This is a genomic window from Chryseobacterium sp. R2ACT005, assembly GCF_049949215.1.
Classification (GTDB): Bacteria; Bacteroidota; Bacteroidia; order Flavobacteriales; family Weeksellaceae; genus Chryseobacterium.
Window position 1 is genome coordinate 187,651 of the sequence record NZ_CP188192.1, and the last position, 22,846, is coordinate 210,496.

At 36.7% G+C, this 22,846-nt stretch carries 12 protein-coding genes; 7 read left to right on the top strand and 5 right to left on the bottom strand.

Going from position 1 to position 22,846, the window contains the following annotated elements; all coding sequences use genetic code 11:
- The 5 genes from ACPF63_RS00935 (at position 1) to argS (ending at position 8,851) form a co-directional block, all read left to right on the top strand.
- Positions 1-1,623 carry a SusD/RagB family nutrient-binding outer membrane lipoprotein gene (locus ACPF63_RS00935; protein WP_426481675.1) on the top strand — a complete coding sequence of 541 codons (1,623 nt, stop codon included), beginning with the start codon at positions 1-3 and terminating at the stop codon, positions 1,621-1,623.
- Positions 1,624-2,030: 407 nt separating this feature from the next.
- Positions 2,031-4,988, top strand: a complete 2,958-nt coding sequence (locus ACPF63_RS00940; RefSeq protein ID WP_426481676.1) for a SusC/RagA family TonB-linked outer membrane protein — start codon at positions 2,031-2,033, stop codon at positions 4,986-4,988.
- 3 nt (positions 4,989-4,991) lie between these two features.
- A complete protein-coding gene (locus ACPF63_RS00945; protein ID WP_426481677.1) occupies positions 4,992-6,452 on the top strand; it encodes a SusD/RagB family nutrient-binding outer membrane lipoprotein in 1,461 nt (486 codons plus the stop codon).
- 59 nt (positions 6,453-6,511) lie between these two features.
- Complete coding sequence (locus ACPF63_RS00950; RefSeq protein ID WP_426481678.1) at positions 6,512-6,961, top strand: lipocalin family protein; 450 nt, start codon at positions 6,512-6,514, stop codon at positions 6,959-6,961.
- Between the two features lie 129 nt (positions 6,962-7,090).
- Positions 7,091-8,851, top strand: a complete 1,761-nt coding sequence (argS, locus tag ACPF63_RS00955; RefSeq protein WP_426481679.1) for an arginine--tRNA ligase — start codon at positions 7,091-7,093, stop codon at positions 8,849-8,851.
- 55 nt (positions 8,852-8,906) lie between these two features.
- Here the strand turns inward: argS and ACPF63_RS00960 are convergent, their stop codons facing one another.
- The 5 genes from ACPF63_RS00960 to ccoN form a co-directional block, all read right to left on the bottom strand.
- A complete protein-coding gene (locus ACPF63_RS00960) occupies positions 8,907-9,866 on the bottom strand; it encodes a YihY/virulence factor BrkB family protein (RefSeq protein ID WP_077418975.1) in 960 nt (319 codons plus the stop codon).
- Position 9,867: 1 nt separating this feature from the next.
- Entirely contained in the window at positions 9,868-12,195 is a 2,328-nt protein-coding gene (locus ACPF63_RS00965) for a BamA/TamA family outer membrane protein (protein ID WP_426481680.1), read from the bottom strand.
- Positions 12,195-17,222: a translocation/assembly module TamB domain-containing protein gene (locus ACPF63_RS00970; protein WP_426481681.1), complete on the bottom strand. Its 5,028-nt coding sequence runs from the start codon at positions 17,220-17,222 to the stop codon at positions 12,195-12,197. The genes ACPF63_RS00965 and ACPF63_RS00970 overlap by 1 nt, the downstream gene beginning before the upstream one ends.
- A 290-nt stretch (positions 17,223-17,512) precedes the next feature.
- Complete coding sequence (locus ACPF63_RS00975; RefSeq protein WP_426481682.1) at positions 17,513-18,400, bottom strand: cbb3-type cytochrome c oxidase N-terminal domain-containing protein; 888 nt, start codon at positions 18,398-18,400, stop codon at positions 17,513-17,515.
- Between the two features lie 19 nt (positions 18,401-18,419).
- Positions 18,420-20,699, bottom strand: a complete 2,280-nt coding sequence (gene ccoN, locus ACPF63_RS00980) for a cytochrome-c oxidase, cbb3-type subunit I (RefSeq protein WP_426481683.1) — start codon at positions 20,697-20,699, stop codon at positions 18,420-18,422.
- A gap of 184 nt (positions 20,700-20,883) precedes the next feature.
- Between ccoN and ACPF63_RS00985 the strand changes: the two genes are divergently transcribed.
- A complete protein-coding gene (locus tag ACPF63_RS00985) occupies positions 20,884-21,177 on the top strand; it encodes a helix-turn-helix domain-containing protein (protein ID WP_426481684.1) in 294 nt (97 codons plus the stop codon).
- Between the two features lie 240 nt (positions 21,178-21,417).
- The gene (locus tag ACPF63_RS00990; RefSeq protein WP_180564562.1) at positions 21,418-22,836 is read left to right on the top strand and encodes an amino acid permease; all 1,419 of its coding nucleotides are present in this window, start codon (positions 21,418-21,420) and stop codon (positions 22,834-22,836) included.
- The last annotated feature ends 10 nt before the right edge of the window (positions 22,837-22,846 follow it).

Consider the following 22,846-nt stretch of genomic DNA (forward strand, 5'->3'; position numbering starts at 1 on the left):
ATGAAAAATATAAAATTAACGACAGCGGTTTTATCTCTAACAATGTTGTTTGCTTCAGTGTCATGTGATAAATACCTTGACATTAATGAGGATCCTAATAATATTTCAATTGATAAGGTTACCCCTAATGAATTGCTTCCTGTTGGAATTACATCAGCATATGCAAAGCAATCCCAAACATTGAATAGGTTTGCTAGTGTAGTAATGAACTCAACTGCAGGGAATTCATTGGTATATGGTGCTCCATTTATTGATGATTATAAGCCGAATGTTTCCAATACATTTTATAATGATGTTTGGGATAATTTATTTAAAGCTACAGCTAATTTTGAAAAAATCATTACGTTTAATGATCCTGGTAATCAGTATGCTCAACATAAGGCTATGGCTAAAATTATGAAAGCAAACTATATCCAGATCTTAACTGATTTGTACGGTGATATGCCTTACTCTGAAGCTTTTAAAGGGCAAGATAATTTGACTCCTAAATATGATAAAGGTGAAAACATCTATAAAGCATCTATTGCAGATATAGATGATGCTATTAAGTCATTAGAATCAGGTGTGGGAAATACTCCAAGTAGTGATATTGTTTTTAGAGGAGATACTAATAAATGGATAGCCTTTGGTAATACATTGAAATTAAGATATCTTTTAAGAATGTCCAATGTAACAGGAGATATGGCTGCTTATAGAGACCAGCAATTAGCAAAACTTAGTGGAGCAGACTTTATTGATGAAGATGTTCTGGAAAATCCTGGATATTCTGCTGCAAATGATGCGCAGCAAAATCCATTTACTAATTTTTTTGTATATCTTAGTTCTGGAACTAGAGCAGCAAACTATTCTATTAATGTAGCTTCTGAGCATATGGCAATCGTTTTAAACGGTAATTCAGGAGGAGATGCTAGGCCAGTATATCAAAAGTTTAATGGAATTGTAGATGGCAGAAGTGCAAGAATGTTTGGTCTTGTAGGAGGAAAAGTTTCTGGTATCAGACAGGGTAATTTACCGGGTCAGCCGGGAGTACCTGCTGCCATTTCTAGATTTAGTTATGGTATTACAATTGGTAAGGATTCTCCTAAAACATTGCCAACCGGTGCTATAGATACACAGGATTATGTTGCTAAAGCATCGTCAAAATCAGGCTGCATTATGACGAAGGCGGAATCAGAATTTTTACAAGCAGAGGCTGCGTTGAAATACCCTGGATTATTTACAGCTGCTGATATACACTTTGCAAATGGTATTAAAGCTTCATTTGGATTCTTTGGTGTGCCTGTTGCAACTAAGCCTGAAGAAGATTTACTTACAATTTATCTTGCTGCAATTGGATCAAAACCTGGACTTGGTTGGACAGGAACTGATACAAATAAATTAGAAGCAATTATGACTCAGAAATGGATTGCTTTAACAGGTGTTAACCCAGAACAGTCTTTCTTTGATTATACGAGAACGGGCTTCCCTGTTACACCATTAGCTACAATAGCGTCGAATCCAAAACCAAACAGATTGATTTACCCTCTTTCTGAATATATTGGGAATGCTAGTAATGTACCTTCTATCAGTAATGCAGATGTATTTAGTAAAAATCAATACACTCCTTTCTGGGCAAGAAATTAATTTTTAATTTCAAATTTCAATATATTTTACCGCCTTCGGGCGGTTTTTTTTGTTTTAAGATGTAATGTTTCTTTAAATTTAAAAATATGTCTAGCATAATATCTGTGCTGAATATTTGTGTATTTTATCTTGTTGTGGTTTTCAAGTTGTTGACATTCAAATTGTTTAATTGCTCTTGGTTGTAATTTAATATAGATATTATCAATTTAAATGATTGTTATTATTTCTTAAATGAAATTAACAATTAAGTAATTTGTTTTTGTTAAATATTTTGTTTTTAACTAATTTTAATACTTTATTTGTTGTTTTTTTTCTAAAATATTGAATAGATTGTAATTTTTTTAAATTTTGCTTTGTGGTATTAAGAAAGTTTTACAAATTTGTAATGTCACAAAAATTAATTTGATATGAAGAAACTAACAGCAAGTCTTCTTGTTTTAGTACTGTCATCTTCCATAGCTGTTGCTAACGCCCAGCAAAAGAATGATACTATTAAAACAAAAGAAATTGAGGGGGTGGTTGTAACCGCGCTCGGGATTAAAAGAGAGAAAAAATCTCTTGGTTATGCTTCTGAAGAAGTAAAAGCAGCAGAGTTAACCGGTGGGACAACCAATACCGGTAACGTAGCATCTCTTCTTTCAGGAAAAGTGGCCGGACTACAGGTAAATACAAACAACAACTTTGGCGGATCTGCAAACCTTTTGATCAGAGGATATAAATCCTTAGGTGGTGGTGGACCTCTTATTGTAATCGATGGCTCACCAGTTAATAATAGTACTGTAACCGGGTCTACATTCGATTATGGTAACTTTCTTTCAGACATCAATCAGGAAGATATAGAATCTGTAAACGTATTGAAAGGTGCTGCTGCATCTGCTTTGTATGGTGAAAGAGGAAGTGACGGAGTAATCCTGATTGTAACTAAAAGCGGAAGAGGAAATAACGACGGAAGCTGGGGAGTTACTTTAAACTCAGGAATTACCGCCGGATTTATTGATAAATCTACTTTCCCTACATACCAAACAAAATATGGTGCAGGATATGGAGGGCAATCCTGGAATGAGGCTCCTGGTCCTGGGGGGTATAACTATGCGAACTTTGTAGATGATGCCTCTTATGGACCGGCATTTAATCCTAATCAATTGGTTTACCAATGGGATTCATTTGATCCTTCTTCTCCAAACTATGGAAAAGCCACACCTTGGGTTGCCGCGAAAAACGGACCTATTAAATTCTTTGAAACACCAGTCACATACATTAATACAATCACCATTGAAAAAGGAAATAAGACTTCAAACCTTTCCTTATCATATTCCAATATGCTTTCCAATGGTCTAATGCCTAATTCAGAGCTGAGAAAAAATACAATTTCAGCGAAATTCAATCATGATTTCACAGATAAACTACATGCCTCTGTTTTCACAACTTTAACTTTACAAGACACAAAAGGTCGTAATGAAACGGGCTATTCAGATAATATTGTTTCTGGTTTCAGACAGTGGTGGCAGACCAACGTAGATGTGTTGGCATTAAGAGATGCTTATGCTAACAATGGAAATAGTAACTTTTCCTGGAACAGATCTACAGCGGCTGATGGAACTCCTCAATATTGGAACAATCCATATTTCCAGAGATATCAGAATTATCAGTCTGATGACAGAACCAGAATATTCAGTTATGCTCAGTTGAAATATGATGTTTCCAAAAATTTTGGAATCACAGGAAAACTATCTTATGATGATTTACAGATGGTTGTAGAAGAGAGATTAATGAATGGATCGCTTCCTCAGGCGTTTGGTGCATCTGGGCTTAATGTAAGTTCAGGATATGCAAGAACCAATGTGAAAAATTCGGAGCTTAACTTCGATGTATTTGCTAACTATAAATTTGATATTACTCCTGATTTGAACGTAAGTGGTATTGTAGGAGGGAATGTTAGAAGAAATCTTGTTGACAATATTTTTATGAGCACAGAAGGAGGCTTATCCAAGCCTGGGCTGTTTGCTATTTCCAACTCAGTAAGAACAATACTTCCGCCTGATGAAAACTATGCAAAAAAGCTTACTTCCAGTTTATATGCTACAGCTTCTTTTGCGTATAAAAATTTCTTATTTGTTGATGGTACTTATAGAATTGATAAGTCTTCTAACTTGCCAAAAGAGAACAATAATTATGATTATTATTCTGTAACAGGAGCTATTATTTTATCTGAATTTGTTAAGCAGCCATGGTTAAGCTTCTGGAAAGTGAGGGGTAACTATGCAGAAGTAGGTTCTTCAACAGATAATTACAGATTAGTAAATACATTTAAAGCTAGAGGAGAAGGATTATTTGATCAACCTTTTTTCCTTGCTAATCCAAATTTAAAGCCTCAGAGATCTAAAGAAACGGAATTTGGTATGGAAGCCCAATTCTTCAAAAACAGATTAGGCTTTGATGTTGCAATCTATAAAACCAGAACCATTAACCAGATTATCAACTTACCAGTTTCTTCTGCAACAGGATATAGAACATTCCTTGTAAACGCAGGGCAGATTGATAATAAAGGGGTCGAAGTACAGTTAAATGGTACACCATTTAAAACAGATAATTTTACTTGGGATGTTAATGTGAACTGGTCTAAAAATGAAAATAAAGTTATTTCATTGAATGGCGATTCTCAGAATTACCTGATGGCAAGTTACCAGGGAGGAGTATCTCTTAACGCACGTGTTGGGGAAGCTTTTGGAGCTTTGGTAGGATCTGATTATGTATATAATGCTAACGGAGATAAAGTAATTGATCCAGCAACAGGTCGCTATCTGAGAAATAATAATCAGGTTATTGGTAATATCACACCAGATTGGGTAGGTGGTATCAGAAACAGCTTCCGTTATAAAGATTTTACCGTAAGTTTCCTTATTGATGTGAAAAAAGGTGGGGATGTATTCTCTACCGATATGTATTACGGATTGGCAACTGGTCTTTACGCAGAAACTGCTGACTACAGAGAAGGAGGATTTGTGCATCCGGGAGTTAATCCAAATGGAAATGTAAATACAACCCCTGCGATCAATCCTGGATCTTTTGGTAACGTTGACGGATATAGAAGAATGCCAAATAAAAGATTTGTATATGACGCATCTTACGTAAAACTGAGAGAAGCAAGTATAGGATATAACCTTCCTAAATCTGTTCTGGCTAATACTGCTATTCGTGATGCAAAAATTTCAATTGTAGGTAGAAACCTTTGGATTATCCACAAAAACTTACCGTATGCAGATCCGGAAGCGGGTACTGGGAATGGTTTAGGAGCTAAAGGTAATTCTATCGGAGTACTACCTACTACCCGTGATATTGGGATTGATATAACTTTAAAATTCTAGAAAATGAAAAAATTATTTTTAATTATAGGTTTAACTTCATTAGCGTTAACATTTACATCGTGTGAAAGAGATGTCACTTCACTGAATGAAGATCCTAAACACCCAACTGAAGTTCCATCAGGCGTTCTTTTTGCCAGTGCAGAGCATGCACTTCTTGACCAGCTATTGTCTGCCAATGTAAACCGTAATATTACCAGGTTTTTTACACAGCAGTGGTCAGAAACTACTTATACTGATGAGACGAACTATGATATGGTGACGAGACCAATTCCAAGGAATCATTATAACCGTATGATGGCATCTGCATCAGCTACAATTAACTCTCCAGGAGTATTATCTGCATTAAGAGATGCAAGAAGATTTCTTGAGAGTGAAGGCGTAGATGCTGTTACCAAAAACAATAATATTGCCATGATTGAATTGGTAAATGTGTATGCATGGGCTAATTTAGTGGACACCTACGGAGATATTCCTTATTTTGGAGCATTAAAAGCTACAGCTGAAAATCCGGGAAGTGCAGAAATTCCTTATGATGATGCTAAAACAGTATATCTGGATCTTATTAAGAGAATTGATGCTGCTATTGCCATGATTAATACTTCTGGTAGTGGATACGCTAATGATTTGATCTACAAAGGAGACATGAACAAATGGAAAAAAATGGGTAATTCATTGAAGTTCAGAATGGCAGTAACTTTAGCAGATTCTGATCCGGCTTTGGCTAAAACGTATGCAGAAGCTGCTTACACCGCTGGATTATTAACTGACAAAGCAGATAATTTCGGATTGCAGACTTTCCCATCAGGATTATTGTCAAACCCTGTTTATCAGGACGTAATTCAATCTGGTAGAAATGACTTTGTTCCGTCTGATGTCCTTGTAGATTTCATGAATACTACATCTGACCCGAGAAGAGCAACATGGTTTACAAAGGTTGCTGGTGCTTATGTTGGTGGAGTATATGGTGATCAGAATGTTTTCAATGATTACTCTCACTTTACAAACGTTATTTCAGGTGAAAATGCACAAGGCTTCTTATTAGATTATTCTGAAATTCAATTCTTAAGAACTGAAGCAGCTGCAAGAGGCTTTAGTGTTGGAGATACTGCTGCTAATTTATATACAGCTGCTATTACCGCATCAATGACTGAGTACGGTATAGATGCTCCTACAGCAAATGCATTTATTGCAGCAAACCCATATAACGCTGCCAATTGGAAAAAATCTGTTGGAGAGCAGGCATGGATAGCGATGTTCAATAAAGGATTCCAGGCATGGAATTTTGCAAGAAGATTAGACTTCCCTGTATTTCAAAATCCAGGAGGTTCTGTAGTAGAATCAGTACCAGTAAGAATGAAATATTCTGACCAGGAATACCTTCTTAATGCTAAGAATGTAAATGCTGCCGCTTCAAAAATTGGAGGTGATAAAGTATCAACAAAACTATTTTGGGATAAATTTTAATTTAAATAATAATAATTCTTCAGGCCAGTTTATGGCTTGAAGAATATAAAAACTTTGATATGAGATTTTTTATAGGAATTCTTCTTTTAATGAGTATTGCATCGTGTTCCAATGATGATGATCGTGCAGTTGTAAATGAAGATGTAAGTATTAATGGAAGCTGGAAACCATATAAGTATGAATTTAAAGGTAAAGATATAATGCTGACTGATTGCGAAAAGAAAGGATTCATATTTATAAATCAGGATTTCTCAGGATCTTATGAAAGATATGATGTTTCTTCTTCTTCCGGAAATTGTAATTTGTTTGATTCCTTTGGAGGAAAATGGACCTTTGATAAAATGTATCAGACATTAACTCTTACCTATACAGAAGCTGGAGTTTCCAAAACATTGAAAAAGGAAATAGATTCCTATTCTACTACTGAACTCAGAATTAATGACAACAGCAAAAACTTGGATAATACACCAGGGAATGACGAGGCTGTCCTTGTTTTCAGAAAAGAATAAATATCTCATTTACCTATAAAACCGCCTTCGGGCGGTTTTTTTATTTCCGTATATTTGTAGCTCAGATTTTAGGCGGAAATATACTGTAAGGATGTTTCAGCGATAAGCATTAAAAGAGAATTTAGAAACATGAATATTAAAGATATTATAGAAGAAAAACTTTCAGAAGTTATTTTAAATGTCTATCAGTTAAAAGACATCAAGCTGGAAGTTCAGGAAAATAAAACGGAATTTGAGGGTGATTTTACGATTGTTACTTTTCCGTTGGTGAAACAGTTGAAAAAGAATCCCGAAAGTATCGGGGTTGAATTAGGTGAGGCGTTGACAGAGCAGACGGAAATTTTCGAAAGCTTTAATGTTGTAAAAGGGTTCCTTAATGTTAAGGTTAAAAACCAACTGTTTGTAGATAACTTCAGATCTGTAAGCAAAAATTTTTCTGTTATAGAAAAGAAAAATGCCACAGTAATGGTAGAATATTCTTCACCGAATACGAATAAACCTTTGCACTTGGGACACATCAGAAATAACCTGTTAGGATTCTCTGTAGCTCAGATTTTAAAAGAAGCCGGGTATGACGTAATCAAAACTCAGATCATCAATGACAGAGGAATTCATATCTGCAAATCTATGCTGGCTTGGGAGAAATTCGGAAACGGAGAAACTCCTGAAACAACCAATACCAAAGGAGATAAATTTGTTGGAAACTATTACGTAGAATTTGACAAAAACTATAAAAAGGAAATTGCAGAGCTTGTAGAACAGGGTATAGGAGAGGAGCAGGCTAAAAAAGATGCTCTGGTGATGAAAGAAGCACAGAAAATGCTTCTGGATTGGGAAAATGGCGATGCAACGGTAAGAGCACTTTGGGAAGAGATGAATTCATGGGTTTACAAAGGATTCAATGAAACTTATAAAAGACTGGGTGTTGATTTTGATCAGGTTCAATATGAAAGTAATACTTATATTTTAGGAAAAGATCTTATTCAGGCTGGATTGGATAAAGGTGTTCTGTATCAGAAAGAAGACGGTTCTGTCTGGTGTGATCTTACCGACGAAGGGCTTGATCAGAAACTGCTGTTACGTTCAGACGGTACATCAGTTTATATGACGCAGGACCTTGGAACAGCAGTTGAACGTTTTAAACAAAACAATATTCAAAAGCTGATCTATACCGTAGGAAACGAGCAGGATTACCACTTCCAGGTTTTATTTAAAATCCTGAAAAAATTAGGATATGAATGGGCTGATCAGTTGTTCCACCTTTCTTACGGGATGGTAGAATTGCCTGAAGGTAAAATGAAATCCCGTGAAGGTACAGTAGTAGATGCAGACGATTTGATGCAGGAAATGTATGAAACAGCAAAATCTAAAGCTCAGGAATTAGGAAAATTAGAGACACTTTCTGAAGAAGATAAAGAAATATCTTATGAAACAGTAGGGTTGGGGGCATTAAAATATTTTATGCTTAAAGTAGATCCTAAGAAAAAAATGCTTTTCAACCCGGCAGAAAGTATAGATTTCAACGGAAATACAGGACCGTTTATTCAATATACCTATGCTCGTATTCAGTCATTATTGTCTAAAGCAGGTGCTTTACAAACAGAAACAGCTGATATTGAATTGAATCAATCCGAAAAGGAATTGATTATGCAGCTGACAAACTTTAAAACTGTAGTAGCCAAATCGGCGGAGACATTAAGTCCGGCTTTGGTTGCAAACTATGTTTATGATCTGGTAAAGGCCTACAACTCTTTCTATCAGAATAACCCAATTCTGAATCAGGAAGATGAAAATGTAAAACAATTCCGTTTGAATATTTCAGATATCACAGCGAAGACAATCAAAAAATCGTTGGAACTACTGGGAATCGGAACAGTAAACAGAATGTAAAAATAAAGCCTCCTGAAATTCGGGAGGCTTTTTTATTATATGTACATGTAATATTTTAGAATTGTTTTGAATCTGAAATTTCTGAAGTTTGCTGGTTGCTCATCTGCTTCAGACTATCCGCATATAGCTTAGCTGGAGTCCATCTTGCATGCTTGGAAAGAATGGCTTTATATCCTTTTTTGTAAGTATAAACTTTGGTGAATACGGCGCCAAAAAAGATCAGCATACAGGAATAGTTAATCCACATCATAATCAGGATAACCGTTCCGGCAGCACCAAAGGCTGAAGTAGGTTTCACCTGGTTAAAATAAAGACTTAATAAAAACTTTCCGAGGGTAAATAAAAGGGTCGTCAGAAATGCTCCTTTCCATACTGGCTTCCAGCTGATCAAAACATCAGGCAGCACTTTAAACATTAAAGCAAATAAAAGCATGACCAGGCCAAATCCTACAGCAAAATTCACAAACTCTACCAGCATATAGGTTTCAAAACCAAAATATCGGGTAATAATCTGATTGAAAAGACTGATCAGAGAAGATAAAACCATGGTGATCATCAAAAGAAATCCCATAATAAGAATCATCCCCAGAGAATTGGCTCTATCCAGGAGAAATTTAATCAATGCCTTTTTGGGAGCTGCTTCTACTTCCCAAAGTGAATTTAATGAATGCTGGAGTTGAAAAAAAAGCGTAGTAGAACCGAAAACCAATGATCCGACTCCCACTGCTTTCATAAAAATATTTTTTTTGTCAATTAGAGCCCCTGCCAGCATACCTTCAATACTTTTAGCAACATCAGGGCCCATAATACCGCTGATCTGTGTGCTGATTTGTCCACGGATGGCTTCTTCACCAAAGAAATTTCCAAGTACCCAGATAATAATGATCAATAATCCCGGGATTGAAAAGATGGCATAATAGGCAAGACTTGCTGAATCTTTTGATGCAGTAGAATTGTTCCATTCTGTAAATGAGTCTTTCAGAACCTCCCAGAAAAATTTAGCATTTTTGATCATATTAAAAAGGATATCCAATGGCAATATTTAAAACAAGGTTATCTTTCCTCCAGTTTGAATCTCCGAAATTAATTTTATCGAAGGCCCATCTGTCTCCTTTTTCGTAATAAGGAACTCTCAGTGGCATGGCCAGATCCAGTCTTAAAATCAGGATAGAAAAATCCAGTCTCAGACCCACTCCGGCTCCCACCGCAATTTCATTTAAAAAGTCTTTTGAAAATTTAGCTCCGGGTCTTGTAGGATCATCATGAAGCAGCCAGATATTTCCGGCATCTACAAAAACGGCAGCATTTAAAAATTTATATAGATTAGCTCGGTATTCAGCATTTAATTCCAGCTTCACATCACCAGACTGATCAAAATAAGTTCCCGGATCTATTGTTCGTGGATCAAAACTTCCCGGTCCTAATGTTCTTGCACGGAATGCTCTGATACTGTTACTACCTCCTGAGAAAAACTGTTTGGAGAAAGGAATAAATTCTGAATTTCCGTATGGATAAGCAATTCCTCCGATAAATCTCGTTGCCAATGAAGACTTTTCAGTAAACTTATGATAGAATCTTAAATCGTTTTCAATCTTTACATACTGACTGAAAGGAATACCGAATATTTTCTTTTCCTTATCTTTTTTTACATCGGCTCCGGTTGCCAACCCTGTAATATTTCCTGCAAGATCAAGTGTTCCTTTATAGTAAAAGGTATTGGTTCTTGGCAGCATGGTATTGGTGTAAGTATAAGAATAAGTAGGGCCAAAAATAAGCTGCTTATCTACAACTCTTTTCATAGCAGGATTTCCATCGGATTTGACTTTATATTCTTCAGTAACATTGGCAGGAGAAACCAGAGTAATATCAATTACCTTCAGATCATGTTCTTTCCTTGCATTTTCCTTCCACACATATCCGAATGATCCGGTGAAATTATTAAGGGTATAATATTGTGTTCTGTTCTGGAATTCATAACCCAAAGTGATATTCGTTCTGGGAACAAATTCACTGGAAGAATGAAAACGGAAAGGTGCTACAATTCTCGGGATAGAAAGTTGTACATTCGTTCCTGCACGGAAAATATTATTAGCATTCTGTGCACCTCCCATCTGGAAATCAAATGCTCCATAGATCGCTGCTTTAAATTGTTCTGCTCCCCGGAAAAAATTTCGGTGAGTCCAGTTCAGGTTGAGTTCACTACCTGCATAATTTGCAGAATTGGTTCTTCCTAAAGCTTCCAGGCGAAGTGACTGGATTTGTCTTGGTGTTAATAAATAATAGGCATCAAATTTATGACTTAATGAATCCGAAACCACGAACTCATTTTTCACAAATTTAAAGATACCGAGACTGATCAAACGGTTCAGTGTAAGATTATGATTGGAACGGTTATAAAGATCTCCTTTTTTGAAATATAAAGCTCTGTCAAAAATTTTCGGTTTGAATTTATGCTGAGGATCAATGACGTAAATATCATCAAACGCATATTTGGAAAGAGAATCTTTATTCATTGGAATGCTGTATTTTCCTTCTTTTACATCCTGAATGTTGTAATTGGGGAATACAATAACATTATCAATGCTGAACTGTTGAGTTGCTAAATCAGGGGTATTGTCTTTCAGTTTTACATTAAGTTCAACCTTGTGATTTTTGCTCACCGTACTGTCGGCCTGTACAATAATATTATCAGGGTGGAAATAATAAAAACCTCTTTCTTTTAGCCTGTTATCAATCCTTTCTCTTTCTGCTTTGATAACATCCAGGTCAAATGGACTTCCGTTTTTAAGAAGAGTTTTACCAGTAAGACTTTGAATTTCCTGATTGACCAGTGTAGAATCTTTCTGGAATTTTACTCCGTCAATCAGATATCTTGAACCCGGTCTTACGGTGTAAATGACCTGGGCTTTTTTATTCTTTGAAACCGTATCATAAGAAGCTTTAGCATTGAAATACCCTTTGTTTTCAGAATAATTTACTATAATGTCTTTATTGAATTCACGGTCAACATCACCTAATAAGACAGGTTTTTCACCCACTTTATATTTAAGCCAGTAATTAAAACCTTTATCTTTTTTAGGCTCTTTGGCGATATTATAAAAATACAGCTTGGGGCGCAATCCTAAAAATGTAGAATTGGGCTTTGGAGTAAGATTGGCTTCTAATGCTGACTGAAGATCTTTTTTTTCTTTTTTAGAAATCGTATCATTTTCAATCTTTATTTTGGCTCCGGTGTAGAGCATCTGGCCTTCTTTTAAAAACCTTGTATTACTGCACGAAACCACAGTGGATGCCATTCCGGAAACCAACAGGTACTTACAATAGATATGGAACTTATTACTCATTATTTAAATTCTACCACTTGGTTATTTTGATTCTTTTTCTGCTTTTTCTCTTTAGATTTCTGGAAAATCTCCCGGAATTTGTCATAATCCAATGTAATAATGAACCCAACTCCGGTTTCTATGATCTGCCCCTGAAGAGCAACCTGATATTCATCCTTACGGTATGCACGCAGCATATATCTTCCATCTTTGGAAAGACTGTAATCTACGGAAACATTACCTGCAATATTGGTCATATTTTCATTCTGACGGGCCTGCCCTTCCAGTCCAAAGTTACTTCCTACCGTTACTTTCAGTCGGTCATTCAATAATTTTTTACTGATATCTACATTCAGATCGGTTCGGGTATTTTTCTCCCCGCTGGAATAATCTTCAGTAGAATCAAGACCGAAGTTCAGGTCTACTCCTTTAATCAGTCCGGAGGCAAGATTGTTCAGTTGTTGAGAAAGAATTTTACTCACACTCTGTCTTGCCATGGTTTCAGCAGACATTCCTACACCGCTTTCAAATGGATTTTCTCCGATGAAACGGTTCAGAAGAAGTAAAGCAAATACCTGTTTATTCATTTCAGATTCCTGAGTTCTCAGCTGGGCGAGTTTTGCATTAACATCCTCAGTTACCGTTGAAGCAACAGAATTATTCTTTTCATCAGTAGTAATGTCAAAAGAGAGCTGAGGTTTCAGCAGTTCTCCTTTCATTTTTAATAAAGTATTGAAAGGAATCTTTTGTTTATACTGATTCATCTGTGAAGTTGCTTTTCCGGTGAGTTGCTGCTCTAAAAGATCAATAGGTGGAGCTTCTGTTTTATATACGGCAGTAATATTCATTTGAGCCATAGTAGGCTCACCTGTCCATGTAATCGTGCTGCCTTTCTGAATATCAAATTTACGTTTAAGCAAGCTCACAGAAAGGTCATAGCTTCCTTTTTCCACTTCATAAACTCCTACTAGTGTCATTTTTCCGGAAGGGTCAATTCCACCTGTCAGCTCAGCTTCTCCCTGAAGTTTTACAAAATCACCATTTACTTTATCAATAATAATAGAGAGTTTGGCTTCTTTGCTGACTTCAATATTCACACTTACATCCATTCCTTTGATACGGCTTTTGGAGTCGAGAGAATCTGTTTTGATCGTTTTATTTAAAACTACCTGATCCTGATCTATAAACTCTACAATACCGTCTCTTTCCTGTAAAGATGGAGAAGATTGAGGAAGAACAAAGGTAAAGTCCGTGTTGTCTGCCACATTGAGTTTTCCGTCTACTTTAGGAAGGTCAAGATTTCCACGGATATGAAGACCGGCATCAATGGCCAAAACACCATACATCATCGCATCGTTTGATTTTTCTGAATTGACCACTTTAAAATCTCTGGCATTGACATTCAGATTGAAGGCAAAATCTCTGTAGGTCTGTGTCAGAACCTGTCCGTCTACAACAAGGGCATTCCCGTCTTTATCTTTGATTTTGAATTTATCAAACTCAATTCCACGGCTCGTAAAATCTATTTCATCGCTCAGATGTCTGAAATCACTTCCTGTTTTGGCTATTTCCAGCCCTGCATCGTTGAATTTTACTTTCCCTAAAATATTAGGTTTATCGGTAGTTCCGGTAATCTTTAAATTTCCTGAGAGATACCCTTCCGTATTGGTGATGGCATTCATAGAAAACCCTTGAATACTTTTCATCTGAAGCTGATTGATCGCCATATTCAGATCGAAAGTACTGGAAGACGTATTATAATCACCAAGGATTTTTACATCATTATTATTTCCGGAAAGGGCAATATCTGCATTTAAAACATTCGGTGAAGCATTATTTACTTTTACCGCAAGATTTCCGACAGGACTTCCATACACAATTAAGTCTGAAATATTCAGATCTGAAGTGAAGGTCATATTTTTAGTAACATCACGAAGCTGTGCTGTTCCGTTAATGGTTCCTCTTGCCAGAACAGTATCTTTTTTAATAAGTTCTGTAATGGTTTCAATTTTAAAATCTTTCAACGAAATGTTCAAAGGACTGCTTGGGCTGGTGCTTTCAGACTGAACAGCAATTTCACTGTTTACATTGGACAAAATGAAATTGTCAGCCAGAATTCCTTTGCTGCTGATCTGGATTTTGTTGTTTTCTGCAACGTTCCAATCTGTATAATTGAGCTTTAATCCGTTCGGGTTCAGAGAAATTTCTGTAATATCATTCAATGATTTTGCATTTCCTGCAATCAGGAACTGGGTAGCATCTTTTTCGTCTTTTGTAGTGACATTGTATCGGATCGTATTGTCTGCTACATCTCCGTCAATATTGATTTTATTTAAAGAAAAGCTTGAACTTTTCAAAGCGGCAACATTCAGGCTGTACTGCAATGCCTGATTTTCATTGGTGACTTTCAATGTTCCTTTTTCAATGGTGTTTTCACCATACAATAATCGGGGAATCTGTCCGTCAATTTCAATTTTTTGAGAATCCGCATTATAGTTTCCTGCCAGATTGATGGTTTCAAAATCTTTCAGATCCGGAACAAACTTTCTGATAAGGTCATCGTTTTTGATTTTGGCTGTAAAGGTAAAATGTTGCCCCGGATCAATTTTCTGTTTGTTATCCGGTTTCTGGAACTGATAATACTGATTCACGGTTTTCGTTAAAGCACCAAAAATCTGAGTCAGTTTATATTTACCTTTCAGTTCTACATCTGCGATCTGAGAATTGAAAATAATCTGCGTTGAATCTGTTGTGGATGAAGCTTTCAGATTCACTTCCTGTACGGGATAAACCTCTTTCGTATCTGAGAACGCGAAATCTTTAAGGTTTAAATATCCATTTAGATTATTCGGGTCTAAACTGGTGAAATCTCCATCAATTTTTCCGGCAATAATCATTGGTTTTTCATAGAAACCAAGTTTATTGACGTCCAGTTTGATGACTTCTCCGTTCACTTTTACCGTAGGATTTTTTTCATCGTACACTCCGGAAGCGGTCAGCTGTAAACTGGCATTCGGATCTTTTGAATCCAGAATAACATGATAAGCCCCTTTGTTGATCTTACCGGTAAGATTCATGTTTTGATAACGGTATCCTTTGTACACCGCAGAAGCAACATGTCCCTTCAGATCTGCATTGGCATTTTTAAAATCAAAACTCTCACCTTTCGCTGCAATCTGTGCGGTGACAGGACCAATATCTTTATTCTGAATAATTTTTCCTACCTGTATACCCTGAAGATTTGCTTTTACATCATACAACTCATGATTTTTCCTGCGCATATCTACTTGGGCAATTACGGCCGCATTTCCAAGTGTGGAGTAGAGATTCAGATCTGCATTCACCACTTTGGTCGTTCCTTTTGCATTTCCTTTGATGCTGAAATGGGAAGGAAGGGAAATATTGGAAGGAATTGTATTTTTCGGGACAAGATTGAATATCGTTTTGGCACTGGAAGAAAATTCTCCAATTCTCAGATCGTAATACAACTGATCAGGATTCATCGCATTTTTAATTTTCCCGGATGCCATTACCCTCAGTTGATCCAGCCCTGAAACTTTAAGATCCTGAATTAAAAGATCATTCACGCTTCCTTTTACATTAGCGTTTACATTTAAAACAGCGTTCGGATATTTATTAAATGGAACTGTATTTCTTAAAGTAGGAACCAGATTCAGAATGTCAGAGAATCCTATTTTTGAATCTTTAATGTTGGCTGAGATCTTTACAGCACCAAGATTTGAGCTTAGTTGGTCTATGGAGTTATAGTTTAAAATAACCTCATCACGCAATATTGTTTTTGGGGTTTGAAGGTAAAGATCTTTGAGGTAAGCCTCCTTTTCTGCATATACGAAATCTGTATTGAATTTCTGAATATCCAGTCCTCTTCCTTCTTTGATTTCTGAAGAATTCACTGTGCCTGCAAAAGTATTATTCTCCATTTTGAAGCTTCTTACTTCCACATTCATTTTTGAAAAATTAAGGTGGTTGAAGTCCATTCCCTGTTTGGTAGGAGAAATAGCAGTATTGTTGTAATTTGCCTTTACATCATTCAAAACAAGTTTTCCTAAAAGAAGTTTTATGGCTTTATCCTGATCGGAAGCTTTGGAAACCTCAGGTTCCTGTGTTTTTTTCGGATTGGCATTCTGAGTGGGAAGATAAAGGTTGGCATTAATGTCCGCACCGGAAAGAAATACATTCGCTACGTTGTAGGCATTGTTTTCAAGATCCAGTTTATTGACCTTGGTGCTCAGTTCTTTGAATATAACTTTTGCAAATGTTTTGGTATTTTCATCACCATAGTCAATGTCGAAATGAGTAAGCTTAATACCTCTCAATCCAATATTCATTGGTTTTTTTTCATTGAGGGAGTCTACTTTTTTTTCAACCTTTTGGGCAACTTCTTCTACAAGCCCCTGTTTTAGCCTTAATTTTAATCCGTCAAGATTAATATCATTAACAGCGTAATTGTTTTTATTAAGATCAAAAGTTTTTACCCTGGTATCAAACGACTTAAAATATAGTTTAATATCATTCCTGGATTGTTGGTCATTGAAGGTTACCCCAATATTTTTTAAATTGATTTTATCAAGAGAAATAATGAATGGTTTGGAAGAACTTTCTTCTTTGTCGCTGGTTGCGAAGGCATCAATGATATAGTCGAAATTGAATTTGCCATCCGGTTTCCGTACGACGTTAGCACGGGCTCCTTCCATGCTGACTGAAGTAATATCTGCTGTAGAATTGAGAAGCTTCAGCATATGTAAACCCACATCCAGTTTCTTCACCGCAAGAAGGGTATCTACATCCTGTCCTTTGAGATAGAGATTTTCCATCACCAGGCTATTGGGAAATCCGATGTAGACTTTTTCAAGGCTTACTTTGGTTTTGATTTTTTTCTCAAGGTAAACAATAAGCTTGTCTTTAATGAAGTTTTGAACGGCAGGAAGCCTTAAGCTTAATATCAACAGGGTAAGAAAAACCAATATTGAAATAAAGGTTATTACAATACGCCTTAAAATTTTTGTGGTGTTGATTTTCAGTTTCAAATGCGAGGTGGTTTCTAACAAAGATAATAATACTATTTTACTTAGTCTTTGTTGTGGTATCCTTTGCAAATGCAAAAATCCTGCCTTGGCTGTCTTATTATGGAATTTTTAGTTTGTAGTTGTCAAGTGAATAGTTGAGTAAGACAAGCCAAGGCATGGATATTTATTTTAAAAAGGCCCCCTTTATATCATTTTTAATGTTGAAAAGGTTAGTTAGCAAAAATGAAATTCAAATGTTAGTGTAGTTGTAAAGGGGGCCTGGCATGGTTTATATGATAGATAATAATTTTTTAGTTGTTTCCGTTTTCCCATTTCACCTCTTCTCCCTGTGGAGCGGCACCACCTTGTGCGGCGGTAATAGGAGCGGTTTCTTGGTTGATATGGTAAATGTAAGCGGCAATTTTTTCGGCATCTCTTCCTGTGATAGTTCCTTCCTTGATGAAAGGTCTCATGGTAGGATTGTTTGGAGAACCGTTTTCAAGCATCCAGAATACATTTTTAAACAGGCTTTTTTCTTTCATGTTGATCCAGTGCGTATCGGTAAGGTTAGGACCTATTCCTCCTTTTCCTCCGTCTCCATGACAGGTAACACAATTCGTTTTGAAAAGTTCTTGGCCTTCTGCTATATTATCAGCACTGTACTTTGCGGATTCCAGATTGATCTGAGGAGCTGTTTTTTCATACTCTTCAATAGAAGCCAACATGGTTTTTGCTTCTTTGGTATATTCCACTTCCGGATGGGCATAATCTGTGAAAGAAAAAGCTACCAGATAAACTACACAGAAGATACATCCGAACCAGAACAGGCCAATCCACCATTTTGGGAGCGAGTTGTCAAGCTCTGTAATTCCGTCAAAACCGTGGTCGATAAGGATATCCTTTTCTTCTGTAACGGATTGTTTTTTGAAGGCAGAGTTCCATAATTTCTGATAATAAGGCACATTCTTCTCTGCCAGATATTGTTTTTTCTCTTCCTCTGATAATCTGTTGAAGTTTTCATTTTCCACCAGATCTCCAATAGAATTCATGATCAGCAGGAGGATAATGGCAATTAATATCAGCGCCCAGAAAAAAGGAGAAGAAAAATATCCTGAATCACTGGCGAACATTTCAAAGGCCATGATCGTTAAACCTATCGTTGCTGCGATATATATTGAAATTGGGGTTCTCGTTTTCATTGCAATTAAATTTTAAATGTTACTCTACGCTGGCTGTTTGTACCTGTGTTGTTTTAATATCCGTACCTAATCTCTGCAGGTAAGCAATCATTGCTACAATTTCTCTCTGTTCAAGCGGTACATACGCAGATCCTTTTGCTGTTTTTTCTTTTACCATCTGATCTTTTACATCTGTTGCTTCAGAGTAGATTCTCTGTACAATCGCTTTAGATTGGTTGTCTGCCCATTGGTTGGCAGAATCTATCTGAGCTTTTGTGTAAGGAACATCGAAAGCATTTTTCATCAGTTTCATCTTATCTACCATCTTATCACGGTCCAGTTTATTGGTAATCAGCCATGGGAAACGCGGCATAATGGAACCGGCAGACGTAATTCTTGGGTTGTACATATGTTTGAAGTGCCATGAGTCTGGGTTTCTTCCTCCTTCTCTGTGAAGATCCGGTCCTGTTCTTTTAGATCCCCATAAGAAAGGTCTGTCGTAAATAAATTCTCCGGCTTTGGAATACTGTCCGTTTTTTCCTTCAAATCTTACCACTTCATCACGGAAAGGTCTGATCATCTGCGAGTGGCATGAATTACAGCCTTCACGGATATAAAGATCTCTTCCTTCCAGTTCCAGTGGTGTATATGGTTTTACTGCCGTGATCGTCGGAACACTTTGCTTCAGTGAGAGTGTCGGAACAATTTCCACCAATCCACCAATTGCTATCGTGATAAAAGCTAATATAGAAAGGAGAGTAGGGGTTCTTTCCAACCACAGGTGTACTCCTTCACCTTCTTTTCTTGAAGTACCAATGTTGGCCAGTGCAGGAGCTTCAGCAGGAACCTCTTTCTGGAATGAACCGGCTTTAACAGTTTTGATAACGTTGATGACCATTAAGATTGCTCCGGACAGATAGAGAATACCTCCTAAGAATCTCATTTTAAAGTAAGGAATAATCGCGGTAACGGTATCCAGCCAGTTTTTCCATAATAATGTTCCGTCCGGGTTGAACTGTTTCCACATCAGTCCCTGCGTGAATCCTGAAATATACATAGGCACGGCATAGAAGATAATTCCTAATGTTCCCAGCCAGAAGTGCCAGTTGGCCAGTTTTTTAGACCAAAGAGACGTTCTCCACATGATCGGAACCAGATAATATACTACTCCGAATGCCATGAAACCATTCCATCCAAGAGCTCCTAAATGTACGTGACCAATAACCCAGTCGGTATAGTGACCAATTTTATTTAATGATTTTGTTGCCAATAAAGGCCCTTCAAAAGTAGCCATACCATAACAGGTAATAGCAACTACAAAGAATTTCAGAATTGGATTTTCTCTTACTTTATCCCATGCACCTCTCAGAGTAAGAAGGCCATTCAGCATTCCTCCCCATGACGGTGCAATAAGCATGATAGAGAATCCTGTTCCTACAGCCTGAGCCCAGGCAGGTAAAGCTGTATATTGCAGGTGGTGAGGCCCGGCCCAAAGGTATACAAAGATCAGCGACCAGAAGTGAATAATGGATAGCTTGTATGAGAATACCGGTCGTTGTGCTGCTTTTGGCATAAAGTAATACATCAGACCTAATACAGGGGTAGTTAATACAAATGCTACTGCATTGTGCCCATACCACCATTGTACTAATGCATCTTTTACACCTGCATATACAGAATAAGATTTCCAGCTTGTGAAAGATAGCGGAACTTCAAGGTTATTGAAGATATGGAGCATTGCTACAGCAATCCAGGTTGCCAGATAGAACCAGATGGCTACATACAAATGTCTCACTCTTCTCTTGGCAATAGTTCCGAACATATTGATCCCGAAAACGATCCATGAGAATGCAATTAAAATATCAATAGGCCATTCATGTTCAGCATATTCTTTAGAAGTGTTGATTCCCATAAGGAAAGTAATCACTACACTAACGATCATCAGCTGCCATGACCAGAAATGGATCCATGAAAGCGTATCACTATACATTCTGGTTTTAAGAAGTCTTTGCATACTGTAGTAAGCACCACAGAAAAAGGAATTACATACGAAAGCAAAAATTACAGCACTTGTATGAAGCATTCTGATTCTTCCGAAGCCCATCGCTCCCTGAGTATTGATCAGTCCCTGAATATTGCCCGAAGCTAAGCTTTTAATAGTTGTATCATCCGTACCGAATAAAAATTCAGGTAATTCAGGATAAAACAGCATCAATGCAGCTGTAAGCCCCAGCAGAAATCCGACAAGTCCGAATGCGATAGTCGCATAAAGGAATGCTCTGACAATATTATTGTCATAATTAAATTTTTGCGTCTCCATAAATTCCAATAGTGTTTACCGAAGTGATATTTTCTCTGAAAAAAGGCTTATTTTTGACTCTTTTCTATGTTGAAAATAAATATCATGTAACGTGTATAATGTTTTGCCAAAGGTATTTATTAACTTTGTTAGAGGCTATTAGATAATCTTCTAAAATATACCGAAAACTACTAAAACAAAAAGGATGAAAGTATGTGGACAAAATATCAGAAAAATTCGCAGGAGTAAAGACTTTACCCAGGAATACATGGCTTTTGAAATGGGAATTTCCCAGAAAGCTTATTCCGATATTGAGAATTCCAAGGTAAAGATCAACCTGGAGATACTGAATAAAATATCAACTATTTTAGACATCAAGCCATCCGATATCTGCAGCATTTCGCATAAATGTGGAATAGATGCGTATGAAGATAAATATCAGGACCTTTTGGAATACATGAAAAAGAATAATATTTCTATTCCGAAAGAGTTTTTGTAAACTTCAATTCTCTGCTCTTACCCAGCTATAAGTTATCATAAAATAATGATCTCCTTCATTCATTGATGGAGATCATATTTTTTTGTGCCAAAAAACAGACAATACCCTGTAAACTTTACCCATACTGTAAAAAGAAAATAGGCTTCGTCTGTTAGGGGAACCGGAATTGTCAATTTGCCCCATGGAATGTGAATTTCTCTGAAAAGTTTTTATATATTTAGCGACCGAATAATTCATTCAATGAGCAACGAAAATAAAACAGGAGAAAAGGAGACTTTAGTTAGAGGATTAACAAATCGACATATACAATTAATTGCCCTTGGAGGTGCCATAGGAACCGGGCTGTTTCTGGGAATCGGGCCGGCTGCAGTACTGGCAGGACCTTCAGTAATTTTAGGCTATGCTTTAGCCGGAATTATTGCCTTTTTTATTATGCGTCAGCTTGGTGAAATGGTTGTTCAGGAACCCGTATCAGGAAGTTTTAGCCACTTTGCCTACAAATATTGGGGAAATTTCCCAGGATTTGCTTCCGGATGGAACTATTGGATTCTCTATATCCTGGTAAGTATGGCCGAGCTCACGGCAATAGGGCATTATATTCACTTTTGGTGGCCGGAAATACCGCTCTGGGTTTCCAGTTTATTCTTTTTTATTGTGATCAATGCGCTTAATCTCGCTTCCGTAAAGGTGTACGGAGAAACAGAGTTCTGGTTTTCCATCATCAAAGTCGTAGCTATTATTGCCATGATTATCTTCGGAGTATACCTTTTGATAAGCGGTACAGGAGGAGAAAAAGCAACCATTACCAATTTATGGAACGATGGCGGATTCTTTCCGAAAGGATTATTTAATAAAACAGAAAACGGATATTCAGGATTATTTGCTGCAATGGCCATGATCATGTTCTCTTTCGGTGGATTGGAACTTATCGGAATTACTGCAGCAGAAGCTAAAAATCCAGAGAAAACCATTCCACAGGCTACCAACCAGGTAATCTATAGAATCCTTATTTTTTATGTAGGAGCTTTGGTGATTTTATTTTCATTAAGTCCCTGGAGAGATATTACAGAAGGATCCAGCCCGTTTGTGATGGTGTTTCAAAATCTAAATGGTCTTGAATTCAGTATCTTTGGTAAGGTAATTCAGTTCAATACATTGATTGCAAATGTTCTTAATCTGATTGTTTTAACAGCAGCTTTATCAGTATATAACAGTAGTGTTTACAGTAACAGCAGAATGCTTTTCGGATTGGCTCAGCAGGGAAATGCTCCGAAATTCCTGAAAAAACTGAATAAAAACTCTGTTCCTATCAACGCTATTCTTATTTCATCATGCTTTGCCGGGATATGTATTATCATTAATAAACTAGTGCCGGAAAAAGCTTTTGAATACTTAATGGCTTTAGTAGTATCTACTTTGATCATCAACTGGCTGATGATATGCTACACCCATTTAAAATTTAAAAAATCAATCAATGCATCAGGAATTCTTTCAAAATTCCCATCTATATTTTATCCAATATCCAATTATATCTGTATTGCCTTTTTGGTTCTTATATTAGGATTGATGAGTATTACAGGAATGGAAATTCAGGTTATTCTGATCCCGGTATGGATTGGCTTTTTGTTTGTCATGTACAAATTGTACAAACCGAAGTAATAATATAAAA

Coding starts and splice junctions, on each gene's coding strand:
- ccoN (WP_426481683.1), bottom strand. CDS start 20,699: ATGGAGACGCAAAAATTTAATTATGACAATAATATTGTCAGAGCATTC.
- ACPF63_RS00940 (WP_426481676.1), top strand. CDS start 2,031: ATGAAGAAACTAACAGCAAGTCTTCTTGTTTTAGTACTGTCATCTTCC.
- ACPF63_RS00950 (WP_426481678.1), top strand. CDS start 6,512: ATGAGATTTTTTATAGGAATTCTTCTTTTAATGAGTATTGCATCGTGT.
- ACPF63_RS00965 (WP_426481680.1), bottom strand. CDS start 12,195: ATGAGTAATAAGTTCCATATCTATTGTAAGTACCTGTTGGTTTCCGGA.
- argS (WP_426481679.1), top strand. CDS start 7,091: ATGAATATTAAAGATATTATAGAAGAAAAACTTTCAGAAGTTATTTTA.
- ACPF63_RS00975 (WP_426481682.1), bottom strand. CDS start 18,400: ATGAAAACGAGAACCCCAATTTCAATATATATCGCAGCAACGATAGGT.
- ACPF63_RS00960 (WP_077418975.1), bottom strand. CDS start 9,866: ATGATCAAAAATGCTAAATTTTTCTGGGAGGTTCTGAAAGACTCATTT.
- ACPF63_RS00935 (WP_426481675.1), top strand. CDS start 1: ATGAAAAATATAAAATTAACGACAGCGGTTTTATCTCTAACAATGTTG.
- ACPF63_RS00945 (WP_426481677.1), top strand. CDS start 4,992: ATGAAAAAATTATTTTTAATTATAGGTTTAACTTCATTAGCGTTAACA.
- ACPF63_RS00985 (WP_426481684.1), top strand. CDS start 20,884: ATGAAAGTATGTGGACAAAATATCAGAAAAATTCGCAGGAGTAAAGAC.
- ACPF63_RS00990 (WP_180564562.1), top strand. CDS start 21,418: ATGAGCAACGAAAATAAAACAGGAGAAAAGGAGACTTTAGTTAGAGGA.